This is a genomic window from Streptococcus sp. 714 (assembly GCF_013277115.1).
In the GTDB taxonomy this organism is placed as follows: domain Bacteria; phylum Bacillota; class Bacilli; order Lactobacillales; family Streptococcaceae; genus Streptococcus.
This window is the reverse complement of record NZ_VMMH01000015.1, coordinates 21704-48206: the sequence shown is the minus strand read 5'-3', so window position 1 is coordinate 48206 and position 26503 is coordinate 21704. Positions and strand designations below refer to the sequence as shown.

General features: G+C 39.6%; 23 protein-coding genes and 1 pseudogene. 2 read left to right on the top strand and 22 right to left on the bottom strand.

The window, feature by feature from the left end; translation table 11 throughout:
* Positions 1-106: 106 nt before the first annotated feature.
* From HT718_RS06200 to HT718_RS06160, 9 genes are all read right to left on the bottom strand, one after another.
* Complete coding sequence (locus tag HT718_RS06200; protein ID WP_173218654.1) at positions 107-364, bottom strand: DUF896 family protein; 258 nt, start codon at positions 362-364, stop codon at positions 107-109.
* Between the two features lie 42 nt (positions 365-406).
* Positions 407-2443 carry a glycine--tRNA ligase subunit beta gene (gene glyS / locus HT718_RS06195; protein WP_173267875.1) on the bottom strand — a complete coding sequence of 679 codons (2037 nt, stop codon included), beginning with the start codon at positions 2441-2443 and terminating at the stop codon, positions 407-409.
* A gap of 259 nt (positions 2444-2702) precedes the next feature.
* Complete coding sequence (gene glyQ, locus HT718_RS06190) at positions 2703-3620, bottom strand: glycine--tRNA ligase subunit alpha (protein WP_000038736.1); 918 nt, start codon at positions 3618-3620, stop codon at positions 2703-2705.
* A gap of 35 nt (positions 3621-3655) precedes the next feature.
* Complete coding sequence (locus HT718_RS06185) at positions 3656-4027, bottom strand: GFA family protein (protein WP_000912012.1); 372 nt, start codon at positions 4025-4027, stop codon at positions 3656-3658.
* A 268-nt stretch (positions 4028-4295) separates the two neighbouring features.
* Complete coding sequence (locus HT718_RS06180) at positions 4296-5138, bottom strand: aldo/keto reductase (RefSeq protein ID WP_173267874.1); 843 nt, start codon at positions 5136-5138, stop codon at positions 4296-4298.
* A 76-nt stretch (positions 5139-5214) separates the two neighbouring features.
* Complete coding sequence (gene pgdA, locus HT718_RS06175) at positions 5215-6606, bottom strand: peptidoglycan-N-acetylglucosamine deacetylase PgdA (protein WP_173267873.1); 1392 nt, start codon at positions 6604-6606, stop codon at positions 5215-5217.
* 87 nt (positions 6607-6693) lie between these two features.
* Positions 6694-7884 carry a methionine adenosyltransferase gene (gene metK, locus HT718_RS06170; RefSeq protein WP_173267872.1) on the bottom strand — a complete coding sequence of 397 codons (1191 nt, stop codon included), beginning with the start codon at positions 7882-7884 and terminating at the stop codon, positions 6694-6696.
* 643 nt (positions 7885-8527) lie between these two features.
* Entirely contained in the window at positions 8528-9214 is a 687-nt protein-coding gene (locus tag HT718_RS06165) for an ABC transporter ATP-binding protein (protein ID WP_173267871.1), read from the bottom strand.
* A gap of 13 nt (positions 9215-9227) precedes the next feature.
* On the bottom strand, positions 9228-10283 hold the full coding sequence (locus HT718_RS06160) for an ABC transporter permease (protein ID WP_173267870.1): 1056 nt from the start codon (positions 10281-10283) through the stop codon (positions 9228-9230).
* Between the two features lie 358 nt (positions 10284-10641).
* On the opposite strand from HT718_RS06160, the gene HT718_RS06155 reads away from it, so the two are divergent.
* The gene (locus HT718_RS06155) at positions 10642-10929 is read left to right on the top strand and encodes a DUF3270 domain-containing protein (protein WP_173267869.1); all 288 of its coding nucleotides are present in this window, start codon (positions 10642-10644) and stop codon (positions 10927-10929) included.
* Between the two features lie 33 nt (positions 10930-10962).
* On the opposite strand, the gene ciaH is transcribed toward HT718_RS06155, so the two are convergent.
* The 11 genes and pseudogenes from ciaH to HT718_RS06100 form a co-directional block, all read right to left on the bottom strand.
* On the bottom strand, positions 10963-12297 hold the full coding sequence (gene ciaH / locus HT718_RS06150; RefSeq protein WP_173267868.1) for a two-component system sensor histidine kinase CiaH: 1335 nt from the start codon (positions 12295-12297) through the stop codon (positions 10963-10965).
* Positions 12287-12961 (bottom strand): two-component system response regulator CiaR, encoded by a 675-nt coding sequence (ciaR, locus tag HT718_RS06145; RefSeq protein WP_000590627.1) that lies wholly within the window; start codon positions 12959-12961, stop codon positions 12287-12289. Before ciaR ends, ciaH begins: the two co-directional genes overlap by 11 nt.
* A gap of 106 nt (positions 12962-13067) precedes the next feature.
* Positions 13068-15614 (bottom strand): M1 family metallopeptidase, encoded by a 2547-nt coding sequence (locus tag HT718_RS06140; protein ID WP_173267867.1) that lies wholly within the window; start codon positions 15612-15614, stop codon positions 13068-13070.
* A 121-nt stretch (positions 15615-15735) separates the two neighbouring features.
* Positions 15736-16176: an ASCH domain-containing protein gene (locus HT718_RS06135; RefSeq protein ID WP_173267866.1), complete on the bottom strand. Its 441-nt coding sequence runs from the start codon at positions 16174-16176 to the stop codon at positions 15736-15738.
* A complete protein-coding gene (locus HT718_RS06130) occupies positions 16173-17021 on the bottom strand; it encodes a putative PEP-binding protein (protein ID WP_173267865.1) in 849 nt (282 codons plus the stop codon). The genes HT718_RS06135 and HT718_RS06130 overlap by 4 nt, the downstream gene beginning before the upstream one ends.
* Positions 16999-17499 (bottom strand): annotated as a pseudogene (locus tag HT718_RS06125) (NUDIX hydrolase). Before HT718_RS06125 ends, HT718_RS06130 begins: the two are co-directional and overlap by 23 nt.
* Positions 17500-17509: 10 nt before the next feature.
* On the bottom strand, positions 17510-18208 hold the full coding sequence (locus tag HT718_RS06120) for a 3-oxoacyl-ACP reductase (protein ID WP_173267864.1): 699 nt from the start codon (positions 18206-18208) through the stop codon (positions 17510-17512).
* The gene (locus tag HT718_RS06115; protein WP_000141913.1) at positions 18201-18437 is read right to left on the bottom strand and encodes a DUF2829 domain-containing protein; all 237 of its coding nucleotides are present in this window, start codon (positions 18435-18437) and stop codon (positions 18201-18203) included. The genes HT718_RS06120 and HT718_RS06115 overlap by 8 nt, the downstream gene beginning before the upstream one ends.
* A gap of 468 nt (positions 18438-18905) precedes the next feature.
* Positions 18906-20135 (bottom strand): tetratricopeptide repeat protein, encoded by a 1230-nt coding sequence (locus tag HT718_RS06110; RefSeq protein WP_173267862.1) that lies wholly within the window; start codon positions 20133-20135, stop codon positions 18906-18908.
* A complete protein-coding gene (locus tag HT718_RS06105) occupies positions 20125-21291 on the bottom strand; it encodes an AI-2E family transporter (RefSeq protein WP_173267861.1) in 1167 nt (388 codons plus the stop codon). Before HT718_RS06105 ends, HT718_RS06110 begins: the two co-directional genes overlap by 11 nt.
* Before the next feature lie 117 nt (positions 21292-21408).
* Positions 21409-23391, bottom strand: coding sequence for a peptide ABC transporter substrate-binding protein (locus HT718_RS06100; RefSeq protein WP_173267860.1), 1983 nt, complete (start codon positions 23389-23391; stop codon positions 21409-21411).
* 170 nt (positions 23392-23561) lie between these two features.
* Here HT718_RS06100 and HT718_RS06095 point away from each other — a divergent pair, with 170 nt between their 5' ends.
* Positions 23562-24575, top strand: coding sequence for a lactonase family protein (locus tag HT718_RS06095; protein ID WP_173267859.1), 1014 nt, complete (start codon positions 23562-23564; stop codon positions 24573-24575).
* Positions 24576-24619: 44 nt separating this feature from the next.
* Here the strand turns inward: HT718_RS06095 and HT718_RS06090 are convergent, their stop codons facing one another.
* A complete protein-coding gene (locus HT718_RS06090) occupies positions 24620-25039 on the bottom strand; it encodes a F0F1 ATP synthase subunit epsilon (protein ID WP_033680127.1) in 420 nt (139 codons plus the stop codon).
* Between the two features lie 10 nt (positions 25040-25049).
* Positions 25050-26456 carry a F0F1 ATP synthase subunit beta gene (atpD, locus tag HT718_RS06085; protein WP_000094358.1) on the bottom strand — a complete coding sequence of 469 codons (1407 nt, stop codon included), beginning with the start codon at positions 26454-26456 and terminating at the stop codon, positions 25050-25052.
* Between the last annotated feature and the right edge of the window lie 47 nt (positions 26457-26503).

Genomic DNA, 26503 nt, shown 5'->3' with positions numbered 1-26503 from the left:
CTACAAATATTATAGAGCCCTTTTTAGTTAAAAAAGACTAGCAGACGCAAACTGCTAGTCTTTTGATTATTATTTCACCTATCCTTGTTAAAAGAAAGAATACTTATTATGAATTTGGGTCATCAAGACTACGGCCATGTAACCCTTTTTCACGTTGGACTTGGCGTAGTTTTTCTGGTGTAACATCGTTTCCTTCTTCGTCCACAATTTTGATCCCTTCGATATGGTGACGAACAGTACGACGATAACCTTCGATGTACTCCTCACGTAGTTTGGCTTGCTCTACTTTTTCTTCTGAGGTCAAGCCTTCTGTTTTTTTCTTTTTGGCAAGCTCGTTAATACGATCAATTTTTTTAGGATCCATGTTTCTCTCCTTTATGATAAGATTTAATCCGTTTAACAGATTTTATTTGGTATTGATTTGGTTAAAACGTGCAAGTTTAGCTGCTTTCTTAGTTAATTGCGACAAGATTGCCAAACGATTTTGTCGAACAGTCTGATCTTCAGTCATTACCATGGTATTTTCAAAGAAAGCATCAATAATTGGGCTAAGAGAAAAGAGTTGGTTCAATTGTTGACTTGCAGTTCCTGATAAAACGAGTGATTCTACGGCTTCTGCCAAAGCTTTTTCTTGGTCATTCTCAAATAGTTCTGAATCAACTGCAACAACCCCCTCTGCCTTCTCAGCCAAGTTAAAGGCACGAGAAAGTGATTCAACAGATGGTTTGAAATCTTCTTTCTTGCTTGCTTCTACAAGAGCACTTGCTGCTTCCAACATCTCTGCAACAACAAAGTTTGAACCTGCAAGAACCGCTTCCTTGATGTCTTTTGGAGTAGAGCCCATCATCTTATCAACACGAGCCTTGATAAAGTCCATAACCTCTGCTTTATTTTCATAAGTCAAGCTGTCAAATGTTAAAGCATAAAGGCTATCAATCAGCTCATCCATAGCAATGTGCCAACCAAAGGCATCCAAGATACGAACTACACCTTGGGTCGCACGACGAAGGGCATAAGGATCGTTAGAACCTGATGGAATCAAACCTACTGAGAAGAAACTCAAAATAGTGTCCAATTTGTCTGCAATGGCAAGCACTGCACCGACCTTGCTCTCTGGAAGTTCGCCTTCGGCTGATGTAGGCATGTAGTGTTCACGAATAGCAGCTGCCACGGCTGGAGTTTCACCAGCAAGAAGGGCATATTTTTCACCCATAATTCCTTGGAGCTCGTCAAATTCACCAACCATACCAGTCAACAAGTCAAACTTGTAAATGGCTGCTGCACGGGCTAGGTCAATCGTTTCATCAGCTGACAAACCTGCTTTTTCTGCCAAGAGAATAGCAATCTGACCCGTACGAATCATGTGTTCACGAAGGGAACCAATTTTCTCATGGAAGGTCACATTGTTTAATTTTTCAACAAGGTCAGAAATAACCAATTTTTGGTCTTCACGCCAGAAGAATTCTCCGTCTTCCAAACGAGCTACCAAAACTTTTTCATTTCCTTTGATGACATTTTCCAAATGCTCTGCGTTTCCGTTACGAACAGAAATGAAGTTTGGCAAGAGTTTTCCATCTTGATCACGAACAACAAAGTAACGTTGGTGTTCCTTCATCGAAGTTACCAAGACTTCTTCTGGAACTTCAAGGTATTTGGCATCAAAACTTCCCATAAAGGCAGTTGGGTATTCAACCAAGTTCAAGACTTCATTAAGCAAGTCAGCATCAATCTCGATGCGTACACTATGCTCAGCTTCGATTGCCTTGATTTGGTCAACAATCATTTGCTCACGTTCACGTGGATCTGCGATTACAAACTGTGCACGAAGGTCATCTTCATAGCTCAATGCTGACTGAATCTTAGTTTCTTTCCCCAAGAAACGGTGACCACGGCTCACACGACCTCCCTTGATATCAAGGAAATCCAAATCAAACTCTTCTTCATCTAGAAGAACAGTCAAAGTGTGAACAGGACGAATGTATTCAAAACTATTTCCAGCCCAGTGCATGCTGACAGGGAAAGTCAATGACTTCAAGACATCTACAACACCAGGAACAATGGCTTCAACTGCTTGACCAATTTCTTCCTTGGTAACATAGACATATTCTTCACCCTTGATTTCACGGAATTCGATATCTTCAACCGTCAAGCCTTTTCCACGAACAAATCCTTGAGCTGCTTTGGTGAAGTTTCCATCACTATCCAAGGCAATTTTCTTTGCTGGACCCTTGAAATCTTCTGTCAAATCAGACTGTTTGTCTGCAAGACCAGTCACACGAACAGCCAAACGACGTGGTGTTGAGAAGGTTTGAATATCTTCAAAAGACAGGCGGTTTTCCTTGAGAAAGGCTGCCATTTTTTCGCCTAGTTGTTTTTCACTTGGTGTGACAACATAGGCTGGTAATTCTTCAAGACCGAGTTCTACTAATAAGTTTTTTGTCATGTTTTTTCCTTTACATTTTCTTCAATCTTTTTTGATATGCACCTTAGGTACTGGGGACGTCGCTAACTAACTTTGTGAGTCTGTATGGAAATCTAATGCAAAATTGGTCAAGATTTCCAATAGTCTCATCAAAGTGGATTTAGCTGACTAATTTTTGAACCTAAGGTTTCAAAAATCCCCACATAACAGTACAGCGGTGCATATCCCTCTAGCAAGTCTTCGACTTGCCTCTAACGATTTTAGAGCACAGTATTACTCACTATTCTGCGTCTTCTGCTAAGAGTTTAGCTCGTGTTTCTTCATCCAAAAGTGGGTAGCCTAGGCGTTTGCGTTCTGCGACAAATGTTTTGGCTACGACACGGGCCAAGTTACGGATACGGGCAATATAGCCTGCACGCTCTGTTACAGATACTGCACCACGCGCGTCAAGCAGGTTAAAGGTGTGTGAACATTTGAGAACATAGTCATAGGCAGGGTGAACCAAACCTTCTTCCAAAGCACGACCAGCTTCTTTTTCAAACTTATCAAAGTTTTCCAACAACATTTCTTGGTCAGAAATTTCAAACGAATATTTTGAGTGCTCATACTCAGGCTGGATAAAGATTTCTCCGTATTTTACACCATCAGCCCACTCGATATCATAGACAGAGTCCACTTCTTGAATGTAAGAAGCCAAACGCTCCAAACCATAGGTAACTTCCGCAGTCACAGGGCCAGTTGCCAATCCACCAACTTGTTGGAAATAAGTGAACTGAGTGATTTCCATACCATCAAGCCAAACTTCCCAACCAAGACCAGCTGAACCAGTTGATGGGTTTTCCCAGTTATCCTCAACAAAACGAATATCGTGTTCCAAAGGATTGATTCCCAATTTTTCTAAAGACTCAAGATAAAGTTCTTGGATATTTGATGGAGAAGGCTTCATAACCACTTGGAATTGGTGGTGTTGGTATAGACGGTTAGGGTTTTCCCCGTAACGACCGTCAGCAGGACGACGTGATGGCTCTACATACGCTGCATTCCACGGCTCAGGTCCAATAGCACGAAGGAAAGTGTAAGGACTCATTGTCCCCGCACCTTTTTCATTATCATAAGCCTGCATAAGCATACAACCTTGGTCATTCCAAAATTGTTGCAAAGTCAAAATAATTTCTTGAAATGTTAATTTCTTAGACATTGTTTACTCCTTTAATTTATATTATCTTCTTAGATTTATTTATCAAGCAACCAAGAAAAGGCTGGGTCCTGAAAAATATGACGTTTAGGAACAGTTTGTAAATTCTGATCGCATTCATCTATTGTGCCTAATTTCAAAGCACAGACTTCTGGTATATTTTCTTGAACAGTGAAAATTTGACTATGACAGTTCTGGCAGTAATAACGCTGTTTTCCTGGAGAAGAACTATAGGAAACAAGCTTTTCTTTTCCATGCAATACTAGCTTTTCACTACTAACTTTAGCATTAACTGTATAGGCAGACGCAGTTGCTTTCCGACAAAACGAGCAATGACAAAAAACTAATTCCGATAATTCTTCATCTAGAGTGTAGGTCACTGCTTTACATAAACAAGATCCTTTAAGCATTATGCTCCTTTCTACTTAGGCATTAGATGAATTCAAAAAGAACCGAATTTCAACACCCAAGCCTTGCGACTAGGGGCGTCAGAAACGCGGTTCCACCCTAATTTATTACTTCATTGTTTTTGAAAATACTACAGAAAGCGCCAGTTCTTTATTTTGCCCTACTTGGCTCCCACTATCCCAAGCTCGCTTGAAGAACGCCATAAGACTTTCTTTCCTGCTGACTATTATATCAAAAATTAGAACAATGTACAATTCTTTTTATGATTTTCTAAAAATCCATATCATCAACTCGTGGAGCACCAGACTGAACAGCAATCGCTTTTAAGGTTTCACGCTCCTCATGACTCAGTTCAATTCCAAAGCAATCAAGATTAGCTTGAATACGAGACGCTGTGACAGATTTTGGAAGCGGTAAAAATCCTTCTGCCAAGCTCCAGGCCAAGGCTATCTGAGCAACAGACTTTCCATGATTTGCTGCGATTTCTTGGACTTGCTTGCTATCAAACAGTTCTCCCTGACCAAAAGGCCCCCAAGCTTCCAATAAAATGCCTTTTTCTCGACAGTAATCTACGACTTCCTCTTGATACACACCTGGAGCCAAACGAACTTGATTGACAGCTGGAAGAATTTTTGCTGTTTCAAGCAAGGCATCCAAATGATGGGGAAGAAAATTACTAACTCCAATAGCACGGATTTTGCCTTCTTGATAGAGGTCTTCCATAGCTCTCCAAACTTCTGAATTTCGGATTTTCCAGTGGTTATTTTCTCTGAGCGGTTTTGGATTTGGCCAATGAATCAAATACAAATCCAAATATTCCAAGCACAGCTTCTCTAAAGACTCTTCAAAAGCCTGACGAGTTTGCTCATAGTTGTGATTTGTATTCCAGAGTTTGCTGGTTACAAAAATTTCCTCACGCGGAACGCCACTATCTTGAATAGCACGACCAACGCTTTCTTCATTTTTATAAATCGCTGCCGTATCGATATGGCGATAGCCTGCCTTTAAAGCCTCTAGTACAGCTTGATAGGCAATCTCTCCATTTTCAGCTTTCCAGGTTCCAAATCCTAGAACTGGAATTGGAACACCATTATTTAAAGTATAAGATTTCATTATTTTTCCTTTCTATGTGAAGAAAATCCAAAGAAACAAATTCTCAAAGAAAACTTATCTCTTTAGATTTTGTGTATTATTGATCACGGTCATAATAAAGCTGGTGAGCTTTAAGACGAGAGTCTAACAAATCTGGAATTGTCACAAAGTCATAACCTTGCCCTTTCAAATAGTCAATAACCTTCGGCAGAGCATTTACTGTCTCAGCATGGATATCATGCATGAGAATAATTGAACCATTCTTAACTTCACGCTGAATTTCTGTCAAGATGGCTGCTTCATTTTTACTCTTCCAGTCCAGACTATCCACATCCCACATAATAAAACTCAAGTCGAGGCTATTGCGAATGTCGTCTGTAATGGCCCCATAAGGCGGACGCATGAGTTTTGAACTAGAACCTAGCACTTTAGTTAGCGCATCCTCTGTATCAGTAATCTGTTTTTTAGCGTCATCAAGCGAAAGCTTTGAAAGAACTGGATGGCTCCAACTATGGTTTCCAATGACATGACCATCTGCTTTCATGCGTTTCAAAATTTCTTCATTGCCAGAAACATTCTTACCTAAAACGAAGAAAGTTGCCTTAATACCATACTTAGAAAGTGTATCTAATGCTTGATTTGTCGTTGCAGGATTTGGTCCATCATCAAAAGTCAAGGCCACCACTTTACGATTTTTCTTTTCATAATAAGCCTTATATAGCTCGGCATCCTTATCTAATAAATAAGAGGACTGAATAACTTCAAAGAAACTAGATACTGGCAAGGCAATCTCATCCAGATTTTCAACCGCCTGACTTGGATAAAGGATAATCTGACTATCCTTGTAATCAAAATTCCATGCAGACAAGTCTTGGTCAGACAAGCCTTTAACTATCTGATCAATCTTTTCTTGTTCTAATTTCTTATCTTGTAAGAAAGAGGTAATTTCTTTTAACAGCTTCTCTTTAGCCTTACTAGCATCTGAAAATAATTGATCAAGTGTAAAAGGTTTACCATCTTCTGTCAAATGCACTTTCGCTAGACTAGTTTTCTCTGTCTCTTCAACTTTTGACGAAGTTAAATCATAGACTTGTTTCACCACACTATGATCAACAATTCCTTTCAAAGTCGAATCCTGTTTCTCCGTATAATAAAAAACCAGATTTTCCTTATCCTCTAGATTGTCTTTAATATCCTGTGTCATGATTTCTTTTACAGACGAAATCACTTGCTCCCCTTGGAGAGGATAATAGGCAATCACTTCGGCTTGCCCTTTACGAAAATGATCTTTCTGATTTCCCTCACTCAATTGATCATCTTTCTCTTTTTTGAGCGTTTCAATCCTTTGTTCAAAACGCTGCTTTGTGTAGACTTTATAACCAATTATTGATCCAAGGACACAAATAATTACTGAAAAGATAGCTACTAGGGCTATTAATCCGATTCTCTTTTTATCGTGCTCAACACGTTTTGCTCTACTTTTATCCATAAGACCATCATATCAAATTCAAGCTATAATTTCAATGATTTTGGAGGAAATAGTATATTAAAAGAGGGGCGAGCCCCTCTTAAGATTTTATTTGACAGCTTCCTTCAAAGCTTCTACTTTATCCAATCGCTCCCATGGGAGATCAATATCCGTACGTCCCATATGACCATAAGCCGCTGTTTGACGGTAAATTGGTCGTTTGAGATCCAGCATTTGGATGATTCCTGCTGGACGAAGATCAAAAATCTGACGTGCTGCAGCTTCTAATTTGCTTTCAGCTACTGTTCCTGTACCAAAAGTATCAATACGAACAGATACAGGTTGCGCAACACCGATAGCATATGCCAATTGTACTTCCGCCTTCTTAGCAAGACCTGCTGCAACAATGTTTTTAGCAATGTAGCGAGCTGCATAAGAAGCTGAACGGTCTACCTTAGTCGCATCCTTACCAGAAAAGGCACCACCACCGTGACGTGAGTAACCACCATAAGTATCTACAATAATCTTACGACCAGTCAAACCTGAGTCCCCTTGAGGACCACCGATTACAAAACGACCTGTCGGATTGATAAAGAATTTTGTCTCATCATCAAGATAAGATGCTGGAATCACTTCTTTGATAACCTTGTTAATCACATCTTCATGAATTTGTTCATTGCTAACTTCTGGATCATGCTGAGTAGAAATAACGACTGTATCCACGCGCACTGGCTGGTCATTTTCATCATATTCAACTGTAACTTGAGATTTAGAATCTGGACGAAGATAGCTGATTTCACCAGACTTACGAAGCTCTGCTAAACGACGAACCAACTTGTGACTGAGTGAGATTGGAAGTGGCATGAGTTCTTCTGTTTCATCTACCGCAAAACCAAACATGAGACCTTGGTCTCCAGCACCAATCAAATCAAGTGGATCTTGATCCGCATTTCCACGAACCTCCAATGCTTCGTTAACACCTTGAGCAATATCTGGCGATTGCTCCACCAAAGATGGGTGTACTCCCACCGTCTCAGCAGAAAATCCATATTCTGTATTGGTATAACCAATCTCTGCAATGGTATCACGAACCACACGGTTAATATCTACATAAGCTGTAGTTGAAATTTCACCAAATACATGAACTGAACCAGTATAAACAGCTGTCTCAGCAGCAACGTGTGCCTCTGGATCCTTTGCTAAAATAGCATCCAAGATAGCATCTGAAATTTGGTCTGCGATCTTATCCGGATGCCCCTCAGATACAGATTCAGACGTGAATAATTTACGTTCTGACATAAAAATGTCCCCCCTTAAAAATAGTGTTATAGAGTTACAAAGTACTGATAGGTATTTTCATTTTCTAAGAGTTACGACGCGAAAGAAATAAAAACGATACTTTTTTATTTCTGAAGCTAGTAAGGCGCATAGGGTGACCGCGTTATAGCGGCAACCGTAGAATGACGAGCGACTACTTTGGAGCCGTCATTCTTTGCGAGTTACAAAGTACTGATAGGTATTTCTTAGTGATAAATGCCTACCATCTTATCGGGACTATAACTTCACCATTATATCATTTTTTAGCGCAATTTGCAGTCCATATACTCAATAAAAATCAAAGAACAAGCTAGAAAACTAGATGCAGATTGCTCAAAGTAGAGTTTTAAGGTTGGCAATAAAACTGATGAAGTCAGATCAAAACACCGTTTTGAAGTTAGAAATAAGGAGACTGGGAAAAGTCTTGAAAATAAAAAAACACATAGTCAAGTCTTGAAAAAACTTGAGACTATACGTTTTATTGTGGGAATATTTACTTTATTTTTCTTAAAATTGAGTTTTAGTCTAACCTCATCAAAATCTATATAACTTATCAATTTGCTAGATAGAACCGATTCATTTTGAAGTCTAACGTTTTAGAAAATATCTATCAATTCACTATATTTTATATTTGTTTACATTTGTCTTCAACCAAGTTTCCGTCACTCATTACATAAACTCGGTCAACCTTATCAAGGAGGCGTGTATCATGTGTAATCATAACAACTCCTCTACCTTGCTCATGGGCAATTGAAGCCAACATCTCCGTTACTTGGTAAGCCCGCTCTGTATCAAGACTGGCTGTAGGCTCATCTGCCAGTACAATGCTAGGATTGTTGTAAAGCGCCCTAGCAATCGCAGCACGTTGACGTTCGCCACCAGATAGAGCCTTGGGATACTGATTTTGTACCTTGTTCAAATCCAACAAGTCAAACAGCTCTTTTCGATCACTTTTACTATTTTTTCCCTTATCCAGTCTGTCAATCAAATCCAGCTGTTCCTTGACCGTTAGAAAAGGAATTAAGTTTGAAGCTTGGAGAATGAAGCCAAACTCTCTAAAACGGAGGTCCGTTTTCTCCTTCTCCGTCAAACTGCCTGTTTCCTTCCCCTTAACTAAAATCTTTCCACTCGATGCTTCCTGCAGTTGTCCTAGAGTCGTTAAAAAGGTTGTCTTTCCAGAACCTGAAGGCCCAACGATAGCTACGAACTCTCCCGCATTTAGCTGAAAATTCGTCTCATGCAGAGCTACGACTTTCATCTTTCCTTCCCCGTACGTTTTTGTCACTTGAGTCATTTCAATCAATGCTGTCATACTATTCTCCTTATCATTCTGCAATCGCAGTAATCGGGTCCACCTTTAGCAAGCGTGGAAGTGAAATGACACCACCTAGCAGGGCCATCAAGCAAATCACCAAGCTTAGGACAGAATAGGCTAACCAACTTGGGTAGAAAAAGAAGGTAGCTGGCAAGACTAAAATCACTCCTCCAATAGCCAGCAAGGCTAAAGCAATCCCCATACCAGCTAGGAGGAAGATTTGACAGAAAAGAGACCATACAATGGTTTTAATCTGTATTCCCTGAGCCCTCATTATTCCATAAAGTCCTAGTTTTTGGATGGTAATGATATAGACAAATATTCCCACAATCAAGCCTGTGATGATAATCATAGCAAGAATCATCCCTGAAAATACATTAACCTGAGGTGTGTAACCAGGAATTTTCGAAATCATTTTTGGAATAGAAATCTGTTTCAGTCCATCGCCAGTCACTTCTATGTCATTTTTCAAAACCAAGGCAGAGATGGAACGATTGGCTTTCAAGGTTCCTTGTAAGGTCCAATAAGTCGTCAAACTTGTAAAGACAACAGGCTCAGTAAAAAACTTATTTCCTTGAGTCAGACCTACAATCTTGTAACCAGTCTCGCTTCCATTCAGCTGAATGGTATCACCTAGCTTAATCCCATAGTTCTCAAAGGACTGATCCACGACAACCTCATCATCTCCTTCAGGATAACGACCCTCCGTCAAACTAGGAGAGATAAAAGAGTCCCAGTCTTGAGAAAAAATGGAAACATTGAGCTTTTCACTACCATCGACTAGATTGGTTACAGCAAACATATAACCCAGTGGAGCAGCCTCCTCAGATCTCTTTTCCTTATAATCCTTTTCAGGAATAAAAGATGCTGTCAAATTATCATTTGCGTAGTCAGATAGAACCACACCCGTCGCTTGCCAATTGTCAATAGCAGCTCGGTTGTTTCGTACAAGACCAAGAGCTAGACTGGTCATAAAAAAGACCATAAAAGCAATGAGAAAAATGGTTGTTAAAATCAAACTATATCGAAGTTTGTTCTGTAATATTTCTTTAATAGCAAGATACATTCTTATCTCCTTTAACTTTTCCAAGAGATATCAATGAGATACCCCGCCACTATAAAAATAGGAGACAGAAAATCTGCCCCTGCATTCCAAACAAATCCACTAATCTAATTAAATAAAATCAAGAAAATAAGTAAAAAGGTTCTTATAAAAATAAATCATTTATTAGATCTATTTTCTTAGAAATATAATTAATTATGAATATTAATAAGTCTTAAGTGTTCATCCATCCTATCATTTTCACAGTACGGTGTCAAGAAAAATGATTTTGAAAAAGGACTTTATTCTTTTTGTAACCTTTCTGTAATAATTCTCTGCTGAAAAAATGATAAAATAGGTATGTACTGTTAAGGAGAGAACCATGTCCGTAAAAAAATTACAATCATATGAGGTAGACTATCAAGAAGAATTAAATCAGCAACTTCCTCTCTATCAAGATTATGCGCCCGAATCACAATCTGATACCAGTTTTCAGGAAATCCTATTTTTTGTTAATATCGCTATTTTTTGTATTTGCGTCGCTATCTTCAGTTTTATCTTTTTATCATTAAAGTTATCAACTGGTCTTGCTTTTATCTCAGCAATCGGATTCAGCTTACTTGTTTTAAAAATCCAACGCTCTATCATCAAACGAAAACTAAAAAGATAAGTCCAAAATATCGCCCCAACTGGAGCGATATTTTTATTTTTTCTTTTTAGATGGTGTTTGAATAGTAATCTTCACTTCAAAGATTGTTCCCTTTGGCTTATTATCTTTGACTACAATGGTCCCTTTTAAAGCATCTACAATTTGCTTGGCTAGGGATAATCCTAAACCAAAACCACCTTTTTGACGGGTTCTAGCCTTATCAACTCGATAAAAGCGATCAAAAATTTTCTTCTTATCTTCTGCCGAAATACCGACTCCATTATCAGAAACCAGTAAATACAGATTGCGATCAGTCGCTGAAATCACAAAATCAATTTCACCATCCTCTTCAGTATACTTGACAGCATTATCAAATAGGATAGTCATCAGTTGTTTCAAAAGAAGCTGGTCTGTGACAATCGTGCGATGGATGCGATTTTCAAAACGGAAAACACGATCATTTTCCGAAGCAATCATCTCATAATTTGTGAAAGTTGTATTAAAAAAGCTAGTTGAAACTTCTGCAAGTTCCGGCTTAATTCCGTCATCTCTACGAGCCAAATTCAACAAGTTTGTCGTCAAAAAACGCATATTTCGGACTTCTTCCAAACTCGATGCAATGCTTTCGCTCACATCCATAATGGTAGCTTCTGGCTTCCGGAAAAGGGTCTCTAAACGATTTTGTAAAACTGCAAGTGGAGTTCGTAACTCATGACTAGCATTTTCCACAAAGGACTGCTGCTTCTGCATGCTCTCAAGCAGAGGACGAACACTGACCCTAGCTAGATAGAGACTGGCAAGTAAAGACAAAATCCAGAAACTAGCCATCACAACGACAATCAATTGCTCATGCTTTTGACTGGCCTGCTCCAACTGACTTGTATTAATCAAGACAGCCGCATACTTGATATTGGTTGAAACCGAACTAATATTGGTTTCCATCAAAATCATGCGATAGATTTCTTCTTGTCCATAGCTATTAAAAACCTGAATCTGGTAGATATGGCCTAGTTCTTTTTTCTCTAACTTAATCTTATCCAATCCCAAAAATCGATTTCCAGAAAGGAGCTGGATAAAATTCTTATCAAAGAGAATGACTTCTGTGTTGGAACTAACATTGGGTTTTATCTCCGTCTTGCTAGTATCTGTAGCAGCATTCTCTAAATCTTTAATCTCTTCTGTCGCCCTATTTACCGCAAGCTGAATAACTGCCTGAGGATTGTTGCTCAAGCCATGGAGCGTATCATCCACCGAAGTATAAAGACTCGAATGCATGACCTGCAAAATAATCAGAGTCATGGTAGAGAAAATCAGGGTGAAAACACCGAAGTTGCGGATAAAGTAACTAAAGTCATCCGCATACCATGTTTTTTTTAGTTTACTGAACATCTTTTAAAATATACCCAACACTACGCAAGGTTTGCAAATTCTCTGCAAAAGTGGTTCCTTTTAATTTCTTACGGACTTTTGAAACATAAACTTCTACAACTGAAATCGTTGTGTCACTATCAAATCCCCATAGACGATCAAAAATCTGAGTCTTAGGCAAAATAACATTTTGATTTTGAAGGAAATAAACTAGTAAATCGAACTCTTTCCCCAGCAATTCGACAGGAGTATCTTCAACCTTAACGGTATTGGTTGATAAATTGATGAGAATATCTCCATAAGATAGCGTATTTTCATTAAACTTACCTGAACGTTTGAGAAGGGCTTGAATCCGCATTTTGAGTTCTTCTAGGTAGAAAGGCTTGGTCAGGTAATCATCTGCTCCCAATTCAAATCCATGTCCCTTGTCATCCAAACTTTCCTTGGCAGTCATAATCAGAACTGGTGTCGTAATTCCCTTTTCACGCAATTCTTTCAATACTTGGAAACCATTTTTTTCTGGCAACATCAAATCCAGCAAAATCAAGTCATAGACGCCACTTTCAGCTTCGTAGAGACCTTCTTCTCCATCAAATACCTGCATGACATCCGCAAAATCGTCTAAAAAGTCAAATACTGAATTTGACAGGCCTAGGTCATCCTCAACTAATAAGATTTTTATCATGAGAAACTCCTCCTTATTAAAACCATTATACCAAATTTGCCTTAAAAAAAACTCAACTCTCTGCATTTTATATGAGATAGCTGAGTTTTCTTTTATTTAGTTTTGATTATTTAGTTCCGTATTGAAGAACAACTGCTTCCACCGCAGCTTTTTCACGGTTAATCAAGTCAACACGCGCTGCAATTTCCTTGATTCCCATGCCGATATTACGGCTAAGAGCAAGATCAGAAAGTTGTGGCTCAAAGAACTCCTTGTATTCCGCCAAGCGTTGTTCTGTCTTAAATACATGAGCAGGAAGGATAACAAAGCTATCAAAGCTCATATCTCCTCCAAGAGCCGCCTTAATCCAGGCCCAGTTTTCACGAGCCCAAGACCATGCTGTTTCCTGAGTTGCTTGATGGTTTAAGAACTGGAAGTACCAAGCAGACAAGTCTTGTGGTTTGACCACAAATTTGTCCTTCCAAGAAGCAATCAAGGTTTGGATATTATCCACATCTTTACTATAGGCAAGAGCTGCTGCCAACTGACGTTTAAAGACAGCATCTGTTGCGTGCGTATAAGTATCAAGATAAAGTGCTAACAAGTCTTTAGTCTCATGATGTTTCATCTCATTGATCAGAACTTGTGAGCGAATAGCAGCTGGGAGTCCTGCAAGATTCTCCTTGTGGGCTGCGAAGATTTGGCTAGCGACTTGACTAGCTTCTGCATCATTTGAGCGAATCATCATAGAAATGGCCAACTGACGAACCAATTCATCCTCATCTGATTCTCCATCTTTAGCTTCGAAACCAAGACGGTCATAGTTGTGACGAGCCAATTTAGCAACTAGTGCTTTGAAGGCTGTTTCAGCTTCTGTTCCTTCGTCGATAAAGCGCTCGAGGGCAGAAATCACTTGAGAAATGGCTGAAACGACAAGGTAAGATTCTTCCTTAGCAAGTTTATCAAGGACTGGGAGCAAGTCAGCATAAGAAATGTGCCCTGCTTCAGCAAGCAAACGACGTTCTTGGACGATTTGCAGTTTGCTTGTATTATCAAGCTCAACTAGGTCAGCAAGAACTGCATCTAACAAGTCTCCTTGATAGTCTGTAATGTAGTGGGCTGTATTTTCTGTGTTGAGGCGAAGAGCTCCTTCATTTTCAGCAAGAAGAGCTGCGTAGCCAGGAATTTCGATACTTTCAGTTTCGAGTGTATCTGGCAATCCTTTCCAGTTGCTGTTGAGTGGCACCACCCAGAGGCGGTTCTTGTCTTCGTGCTCACCGATGAAGAATTGTTTTTGTGAAATCTTCAAGACATCATTTTCAACTTTAACAGTAAGTACTGGGTAACCAGGTTGTTCCAACCAAGAATCCATGAAGGCTGCAACATCACGTCCAGACGCTTGACCAAGAGCATCCCAAAGGTCACGACCAATTGTATTACTGTATTGGTGTTTTTCAAAGTAAGCGTGCAAACCTTTAGCAAAAGCAGCATCACCTAGCCAACGACGAAGCATGTGCATGAGGCGGCTTCCTTTAGCATAGACGATAGCACCGTCAAAGAGGGTATTGATTTCATCTGGGTGTTTAACTTCGACGTGAACAGACTGAACACCATCAGTCGCGTCACGTTTCAAGGCAGACGGAACACCACCTGTTTGGAAATCTTCAAAGATATTCCAACTTGGCTCGATAGCATCCACACAGACGTATTCCATCATGTTGGCGAAGCTTTCATTGAGCCAAAGGTCATCCCACCATTTCATAGTAACGAGGTTACCAAACCATTGGTGGGCCAATTCATGTGCCACAACAAGAGCAACTTGTTGACGGCTGGCAAAGGTAGAGTTCTCATCCACAACCAAGTAAACTTCTCGGTAAGTGACAAGACCCCAGTTTTCCATAGCACCAGCTGAGAAGTCAGGAAGGGCGATGTGGAGAGATTGAGGAATTGGGTACTTGACTCCATAGTAATCTTCGTAAAACTCGATAGAGCGAACAGCAATGTCCAGTGAGAAATCAAGGTTAGATAGTGGGTGGGCTTTGGTTGAGTAGACACCTACAAGGGTACCGTTTTTAGTTTTAGCCGTCACACCTTGCAAATCACCCGCAACAAAGGCTAACAAGTAAGAAGACATGCGAGGTGTTGTCTCAAACTTCCAGATACCTGTTTCCTTACGTTTTTCAACATTGATTTCTGGCATGTTAGACAAGGCCAATTCACCTTCTGCTTGGTCAAAACGTAGAGAGAGGTCAAAAGTTGCCTTGGCTTCTGGCTCATCCACACATGGGAAGGCTTCGCGCGCAAAATGGCTCTCGAACTGTGTTGACAAGACTTCCTTCTTGACACCATCCACTGTGTAGTAAGAAGGGTAAATCCCTGTCATGTTATCTGTGATTTTTCCTGAAAAGGCAAGAACTAATTCAACTTGACCAGCCTCATCCAATTCGATATGAAGGGCTTCATTTTCATGGTCAACTGTAAATGGACGAGCTTGACCTGCAACTTCTACAGAAGCGATTTCCAAGTCTTTTTGGTGCAGGGAAATACGGTCACTCTGTGCTTGACCAGTGATGGTCACCTTCCCAGAAAACGTCTTGGTCTCACGACTCAAGTCTAAAAATAAATCATAATGTTCAGGAACAAATTGCTTAATAAAATGTTCAACTGTTTGCATAATTTTCTCCTATCTAAGTTTAAGAGCTAGAGCTCTTCTTCAAACAAACTTATTATATCATGTTTTGCTTGAGAAAAAAGGATTGGACGGCGATTTCCAAAACTTTCTTCCTCCTATCTGTCTACAGAGGGTAGACCTTGCGAAATTCTTCTAAAACAACCTTGCTATCAGGTGTAAAAGTCATTCCTGCTTCATTCAAACAGCCTGTGAAAAAGTCTTCATGAACCTGACGCCAATAGGCTAAAGATTTGTCTCCCTCACCTTCCTTATAGGCATGGTCAGCAGAAACTTGATGAAAGGGTTCAACAGAAACCTTTGTAATTTTGACAATACAGACAGCCTGATTTTGACTATCTAAAATGACATCGAAGGTCCCTTCTTGCGGAAGGGATTCGTCTTCTAGTGCGTAAAGGTCGTAGGCCGAGGCGGTTGCTGTCTTTTCGCCTTTAAACACCAAATCCGCTAAAAGGTCTGGTTCCACTCCAAAAGCCCAAGCATCGATTTCATCTCCGATAGAAGGATTGATTTGCTTGTATTTATTCCACATTTCTTGCGGCGTCATAGGTTGCTCCTTTGTAATTTTTTACTTTCTTCTTTTATGTGTTTGAGATGGTCTGGATGGTCAATTTCTAAATCAAAAATCTCTCGAATAGAACTATAGTGGATAATACACTTGATCCCCATCAGATTCATTTTTTGTATGAAGGAAGCATTCAGATAACCTGCCACAGCAAAATCAATCTTTTTCGTCCTTGCTTTATCCTGCATCTGTCTCAGCATATCTAACATTATTGGACTTTCCATATCATGCCATTGACTATTTCTCACAGTCGCAAAAACAAAAGAAGTCAAATCATTCATTCCAACTACAATCTTTGAAATGCCCATTTCCATTATTCTATCCAAGTCAAAATATGCTGACGGTAATTCAATCATTGTACCGACTTTCCCAGTAAAACCATACTCACGCAATACTCTAATAGCTTGTTTTAATTGGTCGGCATCATTGACAAAAGGAAAGATAACAGACAGATTGGGATTGGTTTGATAAACTTCTGTAACGACATTTGCCTCAGCCTGAAATTCATCTGGACATGCCAGTAAACGCCTAGTTCCTCTATATCCAAACAAGGGATGATTTTCATCAAAATACTCTTTAGTTCCCTCTAAACAATTGGCTTCTGTATTTGTTAATTCAGAAAAACGATACCATACCTCTTCATCTGAGTAGAAGGAGCAGATAGTATCTAGATAATCTTTTACAAATTGCTGACAACTTGGTAACAGGATGTTTTGATTGAGCTCTCTCAACAAGTATTCCCCACGAATCATACCGACGTGGTGAAATAACTTAGGATAAACTTTTTCAACAATTTGTTCTCCACTAAGGGCAAGTTGGTTTCTCATCATTCACCTTCCAATTCATATATAAGGTCTTGTCCAGTTCTGGAAATCCTAATAATTCAGACTTAACCTTCAAGACTAATGGCGATGCATTTTCTTCTGTGATTTCTTGAATTTTCTTCCAAACATATCCAAGAGAATCATTCGCACCATCAGACACAGCATCCGAAATAGTAACTTGAGGTGCCTTATCGTTTATCTCAATATCATAAAATGCCATAACATGGTGAACCATAAAATTTGTTAACTCTTCCCTGACAAAAACATCGTAGATTCGAGGATTGGAGTAGCTTCTAACGGTAAATCCCGTCTCTTCCAAAACTTCTCTCTTAAGGCTTTCTGTCAGTCCTTCACCAAGTTGCTGACTGCCTCCAGGTAGAGCATACCGATGTTGATAAGGGCCTCTCGTTTTTTCAATGCAGAGTAACTTCCCATTTTCAAAGCAAACACCCTAGACTCCAAAGTGATTTTTGATTTCCATCCAAATCCTCCTATTTCAAAGACCAGCCACCATCTATTGTCAGAATTTGTCCCTGCATGGCATATGCCTTTCCACTGGCCAAAAAGAGACTGACTTCTGCCACTTCCTCTGGTTCAATCCAGCGTTTGATAGGTGTTTCACTAGCCACCCAGTCTGCTAAACCACCTGGCTCAAAGTCTGCAGCGGTCATAGCTGTCTTGACGGCTCCTGGAGCAATTCCAAAGACCTGAATCCCAGCTTCTGCATAGTCTAGAGCCAACTGCTTGGTAAAGCCAGCCAAGGCGTGCTTAGAAGAAGTATAGGCGTGTCCACCGCCACCTGCTAGGCTCGAAGCTATGGAACACATATTGATAATGGTCCCTTTTTTATTCTCCAACATTTGAGTCAAATAATACCGAGTCAACTCAACAGGAGTCACGTAGTTAATTTCAAAAATTTCTTGAATTTCCTGCGCTGTCTGTTCCAAAAGTGGTTTATAATCATCCAAAACTCCCGCAGTATTGCACAAAACATCCACCTGAGGACACCAGTCAAAAATAGTCTCCAAGTCCAAGGTCAAATCTCTCTGTAAAAAGTGGAAATCACCCTGTAAGAGTGGATCTTCACCTTGGTCAACTCCATAAACTTGATAGCCCTTCTCTAAAAAGAGGCTAGCTTGAGCCAATCCAATGCCTGAACTAACGCCTGTAATGAGTACACATTTAGTCATGCACTTCTACCCAATCCGTCGCCAAAACATCACAAGGTGTCGGACTCCACATGGAAAAACCTTCTCCTTCTCCAGACACATTGATTAGGAAATAGGGCGTCACTTCGAGCGCAACCCCGTTTTGTTCAATAGTATCAAAGAGTTGGACATAGTTTTCAGCGCCTCCCCAACCAGTTCGTACATATTTTTTCTTAGCCTTTAAGCCAGGCAGGATTTCTTCAAAAGTCATGTTGTTCTCCTTTAATTTTACATTCTTCATTTAATTATAACAAAAAACCGCTTTACAACGGCTTTTTGACTCATTTTAAATCAAAATCAATAAGCTTTTTATTACCATTTCTAGCAACAATGACCTCAGTTTTTTTAGAGACAAAGTTTGAATCACTATCTGAAACTTATATAAGCTTTTTCTTTTTTACAACAATTCAATAAAATCATATTTATAAAAAATGATATGGTTTATTGAATCTAGAATAATACAATATCGCTTCTAAAATATTTCTAGAATTGCTTTAAATTCCTTAATCAATTTGTTCAGATTCTATTTCAATATACTATAAGATGAGACTGGATAAAAAGTCTTTACGATCAAAAAAACGCATAGTATCAAGTGTTCAAAACTTGATATTATGCGCTTTATTGTAGGAAGATTCACTTCATTTTCTACGAAAATAGCGTTTTTTCCTAGACTTATTTTTTACAATCTCTCAAATAGTTCTTGCATTTGAACATCATCTGGAACCAATTTTAAGTAAGCTTGTACATTGACTTTGGCTTCTTCGAAGTATCCCAATTCACGCAAGAGATAGATATAGTGTTCCAGAAATTCTGGATTGTCCTTCAAATCACCAGCCAACTCTTGGTAATGCTCATAGGCAGTATCCAAATCATCCATTTCTTGATAAGAACGAGCAATCATCCACTTGGTCAAAAGATTTTCTGGCTCCTCGCTCTGCAAGTCTAGAATATCCTCATAACGTTCCTGTTCTAGATAAATAGTAGCTAAACGGAGTAAGATTTCTTCCGTATCCTCAGCGTCTTCTTTTGCAGTAAGGAGGTAATTTTCTGCACCACTAGCATCATGCAATTCATAAGAAAATTGTGAAGCAGCCAACAAGAGGCGAGTGTCAAAGGGATTTTTCTCTAAGCCTTGCTTAGCGATACGCAGGGCTTCTTGAACTTGATGCTCCTTATGTAAGGCCTGACTGTAACCATACTCATAGCCTTCAAAATCAGGTGAAATAGTATCAAGCTGCTTAAAGTAGAGGACGGCCTTTTGGTATTCTTCTTGATCAAAGTAAAGACTGGCCAACTCAAAAGCTGTTAGGTCATCGTATTCTAACTCTAATGCTTTTTCTAAAAACTCTGTGGCCGTTTCAAATTTACCCAACTGGGCATAAGCAAAACCAATTCGTTGATAGGTGGAAATGCCTGTTTGCTCATAAATTGAGCAATTATCTAACTGAGCATATCCTTGAATAGCCTCTTGGTAATTTTCCAACTCACTATCCAACTCTGCTAATCCCAATATCAAGAGAGGATCCTCTGAGTAGGTCAAAGCCTCCAGAAGTTTCTCACGCGCCACATCTGTCAAACCTTCCAGCTGGTAAAGGTCTGCCTTAAGGGCCAAAGCCGAAATATACCAGTCACTGTCGGGTTGGATTTCCTCTAGATAAGCAAAGGCTTCTTCGATTTGATCATCCTCGCTAGCAATTGCTGCTAGATTAAGATTAACCTCTGGAAAGTCCTCTACGATTTTCAGGTAAATTTCCTTGGCTTGAGGATAAAAACCAATCCCTTCTAGATAGGTAGCTAACTCATAAAGAAGCTCACTTGGATCATTTTCTAAGGCTTTGACGAAATAGTGCTCTGCCTTTGTTAAATCTTGCTCTTCCAAAGCCTGTAACATCTGTTGACTATTGTTCACTCTTAACTTCCTCACCCTCTAGTTCATATAGGCCACTAACTACCTTATACCATTCAAAAATAGCTGAAATGACAACCTTAGCAGAGGCATAAACTGGAATACCGAGCAAGACTCCCCAGATACCAAACATGGATCCTGAAGTTAACAAAACAAAGAGAACATTAATGGGATGGATGTTTAATTGACTTCCCAAAATCAATGGAGAGACAAAACGGCCTTCAATAGTTTGTTCTACGATAAAGACAATCACTACTTTCAAAAGCATGACTGGACCAGCAATCAAGCCCAATACTAGGGCAGGAAGCATGGCTAGGAAGCTACCCAGATAAGGAACCAGATTTAGAATACCAGCAGTAACCCCCAGCGTAACCGCATAGCGTAGACCTATAATCTTAAAGAAGATGATAAACATTACTGCTACAATAATAGCTACTGTTACTTGCCCTCGAACATAGTTTGACAACTGTTGATTCACATCTGATAAAACTTGTCCTACAGGTTCTTTCAATTTGGTTGGCATGAATTGGGTCAAATAGTTGCGCAAACCTTTCCCATCACGCAAGAGATAAAAGAGCATGAAAGGAACGATAATCAAAGCAACGATCACTTGAGATGCCCCGCTAATAAAGGCGCTCACCCAGTTGACTGCCTGAGAAGAAACCTTGCTCGCCCAAACTGTAGCCTGACTTGAGAAGTTTGTCAAAACTTGTTCTAACTGAGGTCTAAAATCATCTGGCAAACGCTTGGTTACCAAATCATCAATAACCCTGTCTGCATCTTCGAGATAGATTGGTACATTTCTTGCAAAAGTTAAAACCTGACGTTGTAGATTTGGAATGGCTACTGCCAAGCCCCAGATAATAAAGAGAGCTATAATCACAAAGACAATAGTGATGGCTATGACGCGATTGACTTTGTGTTTTTCCATCCAATCAACAATGGGATTCAATAAATAATATAGCAGGCCGGATAGAATAACCGGCAACATCACAACTGCCAAAAAGTCTAAAACAGGTGAAAATAAAAAACTAATCTTGCTTAAAATAAAAAGATTGAGTCCCAATAATAAGGTGACCAAAAATACCGTAATGGCCTTGTTATCCAAAAACCACTTGAAAAACCAAGATAGGCTAAAATGTTTCTCTTTTTGCTCCATAAATACTTCCTTTCTATCATTCTCTCATTATACCATTTTTGAAACAAAATAACTCTTTTTTAAAGTGCTTACATGGATACAGCGACATAAAAAATCCCCTCAAAAGAGGAGATTCGATTATTCTTGAATATGACGGTCTAAGTTCTTCTGATAATCAGCGTTTGATTTGGCTTTTTCATCAGCAAATTTCTTGCGGAACTCATCCATTTCTTTAGTAGTAACAATCTTATCTTGGAGTTTAAGATATTTATAGCTAAGTTCACCGGTCTTATCACCTACCCAACCATAGGCACCTGTTCCAAGAACTTTCTTCGTTACGAGCATTTGGGCACCGTTTGATTGTACAGGAATCACCAAGGCACTATCTGTTAACCAAGCTTGAGCTTTGGCATATTTGGCATATCGTTTTTCAAGATTTGTTTTCTCACTATTAGCATCAGTAATTAACTCTTTAAACTTATCTAAGCCAACAGCTTTGATTACTGAACTGTCTTTACCTGGTGTTACACCTAAGGAACTAAGAAGATTTGGTCCAGATGTTGGATCAAATATATCTAGATAAGTTGAAGGATCTGCGTAATCAGGTGACCATCCACTATTTACATTAATATCCCAGTCAGTATTAGTATTAGAAGTAGCTAGAACTGTCATACTTGACAATTCATCGTCAGAAACTTGTTGAATATCAACTACAACATTGTCTACTCCAATAGCTTCCTCGATGGATTGTTTATAAGATTGAGCTTGACGCACAAAATCTGGACGAGTAGAAGATACTGGAATATCTAAATGAATAGGGAACTGTACTCCATCAGCTTGAAGAGTTTTCTTAGCAGCTTCCAATTTAGCTTTAGCCTTATCTACATTATGAAGTGAATCCTGGGCATCATCAAGACTAACATCTTTCCAGACATTATCCAATTTATCCAATTCTGTCTTAGTAACTTGACCAAATGTTTGATCCCCTACTTGTACAAAGGTTGGAGGAGTGAAACTTGTCCGTAACTTACGAGGTGCTACTTCGTCCCCAAATACTTGAGAGATTCCTGCTTTACGATCTATAGCAAAAGCCAAGGATTGACGGAAATCTTTGTTCAGCAAAGCCTTCTTAGTAGATGATTTTTCTGCATCACTTGTTTTAGCGGTGTGATTGTAGGCAACACGGTCAATATTCGTCGAAATATAGAAAGTCGTTCCTTGTTGTTGACTATAAATAATGTTATCTTTGTATTTTTCTTTTAGCCGTTCATAGTTAGCAGAGTTTTTAAAGAGAGGTGCTGCAGGATAATTTCCTTCATCAAAACCACGTCCAAGAGAGTCTGCGTCCTGACCATCAAAGTAAGACAACTTAATATCATCAATAAAGACATTTTGTTTATCCCAATAGTTTTGGTTTTTAGTCATTTCAATAGAAGATTTAGATGTAAGACCTTTTAGAAGATAAGCCCCATTGTATAGAATGCTTGTTACATCAGTCGCCTTACCAAAGTCATCTCCTTTAGAAGCTAAAAAGTTTTCGCTAACAGGAGCAAGAACTCCCATTGTTGTCTTCGAATTCCAGAAAGATTCTGGATTGTTTAAAGTATAGACTACAGTATAATCGTCTGTTGCTTTTACACCAACAGTAGAAAAATCCGTTGTTTTCCCATTTACATAGTCATCTAATCCTTTAATAGAATCCTGTACAAGATAAAGTGCTTCTGATTTCTTGTCAGCTGCGTGTTTTAGACCAGTCACAAAATCCTGAGCCTTAACTTCTCCATATTCTTCGCCTTCATTGGTATACCACTTGATACCCTTACGAATTTTATAGGTATAGGTCAAACCATCTTTGGAAACAGTCCAATCTTCTGCAACTGATGGTACTAGATTCCCGTATTGATCATTTTCTAGTAGTCCATCAATGACATTACCAGTAATCTGTTTTGTAGAATTTTTCCCCGAAACTGTATAATCCAGAGTCGCAGGATCTGATGAAAATACATAGGCATAAGTAACTGGTTTAGTTGCTTCTTTATTCCCATTACCAGACGAACAAGCTGCTAGAACAGCTGCTGAGAGTACAGCAACTCCAGCTGCTAAGAAAACACGTTTTTTCATAAAAAACTCCTTTGCAATTTATATAGGATTATTATAGCACTTTTCAAAAGGAAATCAATACAAAAACAAGTTAAATTTAATATTTTATTATGTTTAATTATGTGTTATAGAATTCCTCCAACTACCATTTTTGTGATATAATAGTCTTATCTTTATATAGAGGTAAAGTTATGAAAGAAACTGTTTATTTTGGAACTTATACACGCCGTACTTCCCAAGGGATTTACAAGGCAGACTTTGATACAGAAACTGGTCAGCTTTCAAATCTAGAACTTTTTGCAGCTGAGCCAAGTCCAACCTACCTGGCATTTGACCAACACCAACATCTATACACCGTTGGTAGTCAAGACAATAAGGGGGGAATTGCAGCCTATCAAACTGACGGGACTTTATTAAATCATGTCGTGGAAGAGGGAGCCCCTCACTGTTATGTTTCTGTTGATGAAAAGCGTGATTTGGTTTACGCAGCTAACTACCATAAAGGACAGGTACTTGTTTATAAACGTCAGGAAGACGGTAGTCTTCTACTTAGTGATGTGGATCAACACAGTGGCCAAGGTCCACATGAGAATCAAGCTTCACCCCATGTTCACTTTACAGACTTAACACCTGACCACTATCTAGTGACCTGTGATTTGGGTACTGACCAAGTCATCACTTATGACCTTGATCAAGAAGGGAAATTATCTAAGCTCTATACCTATCACAGCCAGCCAGGAGCAGGCTCACGTCATATCATTTTCCATAATCACTATAAAATCGCTTATCTCATTTGTGAACTCAATAGCACTATCGAAGTTTTAATCTACGATGGTGTTGGCGAATTTGAACGCATGCAGGTCATTTCAACGCTACCAGACGGTTATGAAAGCTTTAATGGAACTGCTGCTATTCGTCTCTCTAAAGATGGTAAATACCTCTACGCTTCTAACCGTGGCCATGATTCTATCGCAGTATATACAATCCTTGCGGATGGTAGTCTAGAATTGTTAGAAATCGTTCCTACTCATGGTCAGACTCCACGTGATTTTGATTTGACACCAGACCAAGAATTTGTCATTGCTGTCCATCAAGACTCTGACAATGCAACCGTCTTTAAACGCAATCCTGAAACTGGTCGTCTAGCAGAACTTTCTAACGACTTCCATGTACCAGAAGCGGTCTGCATCAGTTTTGCACCTTAAGAAAACATAAAAAATGAACTTGGTAACTCAAGTTCATTTTTTTCTTATAGTCTATTTCCGACATTAATACGGTTAATAGCACGCTGCAAAGCAATCTTAGCACGACGTTCTTGATCAATCAAATGTTTTTCGTGGGCTTCTTCGATTTCGCGCTCCGCACGAATCTTAGCACGTTCTGCACGACTGACATCGATATCACGAGCACGTTCTGCAGAGTCAGCAACGATTGTGATGATATCATTGGCAATTTCAATAACGCCTCCGTTTACTGCAATCCAGTTCACGTGATCTTCATTATCAATACGTTTTACCTTTACTTCATCAACTGCTAAAACCGCAATCATATTTTCATGTCGTGGCAAGATCCCCATCTCACCATCCAGAGTTCGAACTGATACATAGCTGGCATGGTGATCATAGACGAGACCATCTGGTGTCACGATCTGGACAGTTAACTGAGCCATAGATCACCTCTTAAAATCCCATTTTTTCAGCTTTTGCAATCACATCTTCGATAGAACCTACACCACGGAAGGCATCTTCTGGTAACTGGTCATGTTTACCATCAAGGATTTCCTTAAAGCCACGTACAGTTTCAGCAACTGGGACATAAGAACCTGGCTGACCAGTAAATTGTTCCGCAACGTTAAAGTTTTGTGACAAGAAGAACTGGATACGACGGGCACGAGCAACCAAGGTCTTTTCTTCATCAGAAAGCTCATCCATACCAAGGATAGCAATGATATCTTGCAATTCATGGTAACGTTGAAGGACACGTTTTACTTCAGCAGCAACTGCATAGTGCTCTTCTCCAACTATTTCAGGTGCCAAGGCACGTGAGCTTGAAGCAAGTGGGTCAACGGCTGGGTAAATACCCAATTGTACCAACTTACGTTCCAAGTTTGTAGTAGAATCCAAGTGAGCGAAGGCTGTTGCTGGCGCTGGGTCAGTATAGTCATCCGCTGGTACATAGATAGCCTGGATAGAGGTTACAGAACCCTTCTTAGTTGATGTGATACGCTCTTGCAATTGACCCATTTCCGTAGCAAGTGTTGGTTGGTAACCAACGGCTGATGGCATACGACCCAAAAGGGCAGACACCTCTGAACCAGCCTGAGTGAAACGGAAGATATTATCGATAAAGAGAAGCACGTCTTGGCCTTCAACATCACGGAAGTATTCAGCAATTGTCAAACCAGTAAGGGCAACACGCATACGTGCTCCTGGTGGCTCATTCATCTGACCAAACACCATGGCCGTTTTCTCGATAACGCCTGATTCTTTCATTTCCCAGTAAAGGTCATTCCCCTCACGAGTACGTTCCCCAACACCAGTAAATACTGAGATACCACCGTGTTCTTGGGCAATGTTGTGAATCAATTCTTGGATTAAGACGGTTTTACCAACTCCGGCACCACCGAAAAGTCCAACTTTCCCACCTTTAAGGTAAGGGGCAAGAAGGTCGATAACCTTAATCCCTGTTTCAAGGATTTCAGAAGAGGTAGACAACTCATCAAAAGTTGGAGCTTTTTTATGAATTGGCTGACGCTCTGCATCTTCTGTAAAAGGAGCTTCCAAGTCAATGGTATCTCCCAAAACATTAAAGACACGTCCCAAAGTTTCTTTACCTACTGGTACAGAGATTGGACGACCTGTGTCCAATACTTCCATTCCACGAGTCAAACCATCTGTTGATTCCATGGCGATAGTACGGACCATACCATCTCCCAACTCCAAGGCTACTTCAAGGACGATTTTTGTTTTTCTTTCGTCATTTTTGTAGACGACAAGTGCATTGTTAATCTCAGGAAGTTTTTCCCCTGCTGCAAACAAGACGTCTACAACGGGACCGATAACCTGAGCAATTTTACCTGAACTCATCTCCTTCTCCTATTCTATATAAGATACTGTCGGTCCTAGCTTAACTA

Bases quoted from the DNA above. Each gene is read 5' to 3' on its own strand.
- HT718_RS06200 (WP_173218654.1), bottom strand. From the start codon at position 364: ATGGATCCTAAAAAAATTGATCGTATTAACGAGCTTGCCAAAAAGAAA.
- glyS (WP_173267875.1), bottom strand. From the start codon at position 2,443: ATGACAAAAAACTTATTAGTAGAACTCGGTCTTGAAGAATTACCAGCC.
- glyQ (WP_000038736.1), bottom strand. From the start codon at position 3,620: ATGTCTAAGAAATTAACATTTCAAGAAATTATTTTGACTTTGCAACAA.
- HT718_RS06185 (WP_000912012.1), bottom strand. From the start codon at position 4,027: ATGCTTAAAGGATCTTGTTTATGTAAAGCAGTGACCTACACTCTAGAT.
- HT718_RS06180 (WP_173267874.1), bottom strand. From the start codon at position 5,138: ATGAAATCTTATACTTTAAATAATGGTGTTCCAATTCCAGTTCTAGGA.
- pgdA (WP_173267873.1), bottom strand. From the start codon at position 6,606: ATGGATAAAAGTAGAGCAAAACGTGTTGAGCACGATAAAAAGAGAATC.
- metK (WP_173267872.1), bottom strand. From the start codon at position 7,884: ATGTCAGAACGTAAATTATTCACGTCTGAATCTGTATCTGAGGGGCAT.
- HT718_RS06165 (WP_173267871.1), bottom strand. From the start codon at position 9,214: ATGACAGCATTGATTGAAATGACTCAAGTGACAAAAACGTACGGGGAA.
- HT718_RS06160 (WP_173267870.1), bottom strand. From the start codon at position 10,283: ATGTATCTTGCTATTAAAGAAATATTACAGAACAAACTTCGATATAGT.
- HT718_RS06155 (WP_173267869.1), top strand. From the start codon at position 10,642: ATGTCCGTAAAAAAATTACAATCATATGAGGTAGACTATCAAGAAGAA.
- ciaH (WP_173267868.1), bottom strand. From the start codon at position 12,297: ATGTTCAGTAAACTAAAAAAAACATGGTATGCGGATGACTTTAGTTAC.
- ciaR (WP_000590627.1), bottom strand. From the start codon at position 12,961: ATGATAAAAATCTTATTAGTTGAGGATGACCTAGGCCTGTCAAATTCA.
- HT718_RS06140 (WP_173267867.1), bottom strand. From the start codon at position 15,614: ATGCAAACAGTTGAACATTTTATTAAGCAATTTGTTCCTGAACATTAT.
- HT718_RS06135 (WP_173267866.1), bottom strand. From the start codon at position 16,176: ATGACGCCGCAAGAAATGTGGAATAAATACAAGCAAATCAATCCTTCT.
- HT718_RS06130 (WP_173267865.1), bottom strand. From the start codon at position 17,021: ATGAGAAACCAACTTGCCCTTAGTGGAGAACAAATTGTTGAAAAAGTT.
- HT718_RS06120 (WP_173267864.1), bottom strand. From the start codon at position 18,208: ATGACTAAATGTGTACTCATTACAGGCGTTAGTTCAGGCATTGGATTG.
- HT718_RS06115 (WP_000141913.1), bottom strand. From the start codon at position 18,437: ATGACTTTTGAAGAAATCCTGCCTGGCTTAAAGGCTAAGAAAAAATAT.
- HT718_RS06105 (WP_173267861.1), bottom strand. From the start codon at position 21,291: ATGGAGCAAAAAGAGAAACATTTTAGCCTATCTTGGTTTTTCAAGTGG.
- HT718_RS06100 (WP_173267860.1), bottom strand. From the start codon at position 23,391: ATGAAAAAACGTGTTTTCTTAGCAGCTGGAGTTGCTGTACTCTCAGCA.
- HT718_RS06095 (WP_173267859.1), top strand. From the start codon at position 23,562: ATGAAAGAAACTGTTTATTTTGGAACTTATACACGCCGTACTTCCCAA.
- HT718_RS06090 (WP_033680127.1), bottom strand. From the start codon at position 25,039: ATGGCTCAGTTAACTGTCCAGATCGTGACACCAGATGGTCTCGTCTAT.
- atpD (WP_000094358.1), bottom strand. From the start codon at position 26,456: ATGAGTTCAGGTAAAATTGCTCAGGTTATCGGTCCCGTTGTAGACGTC.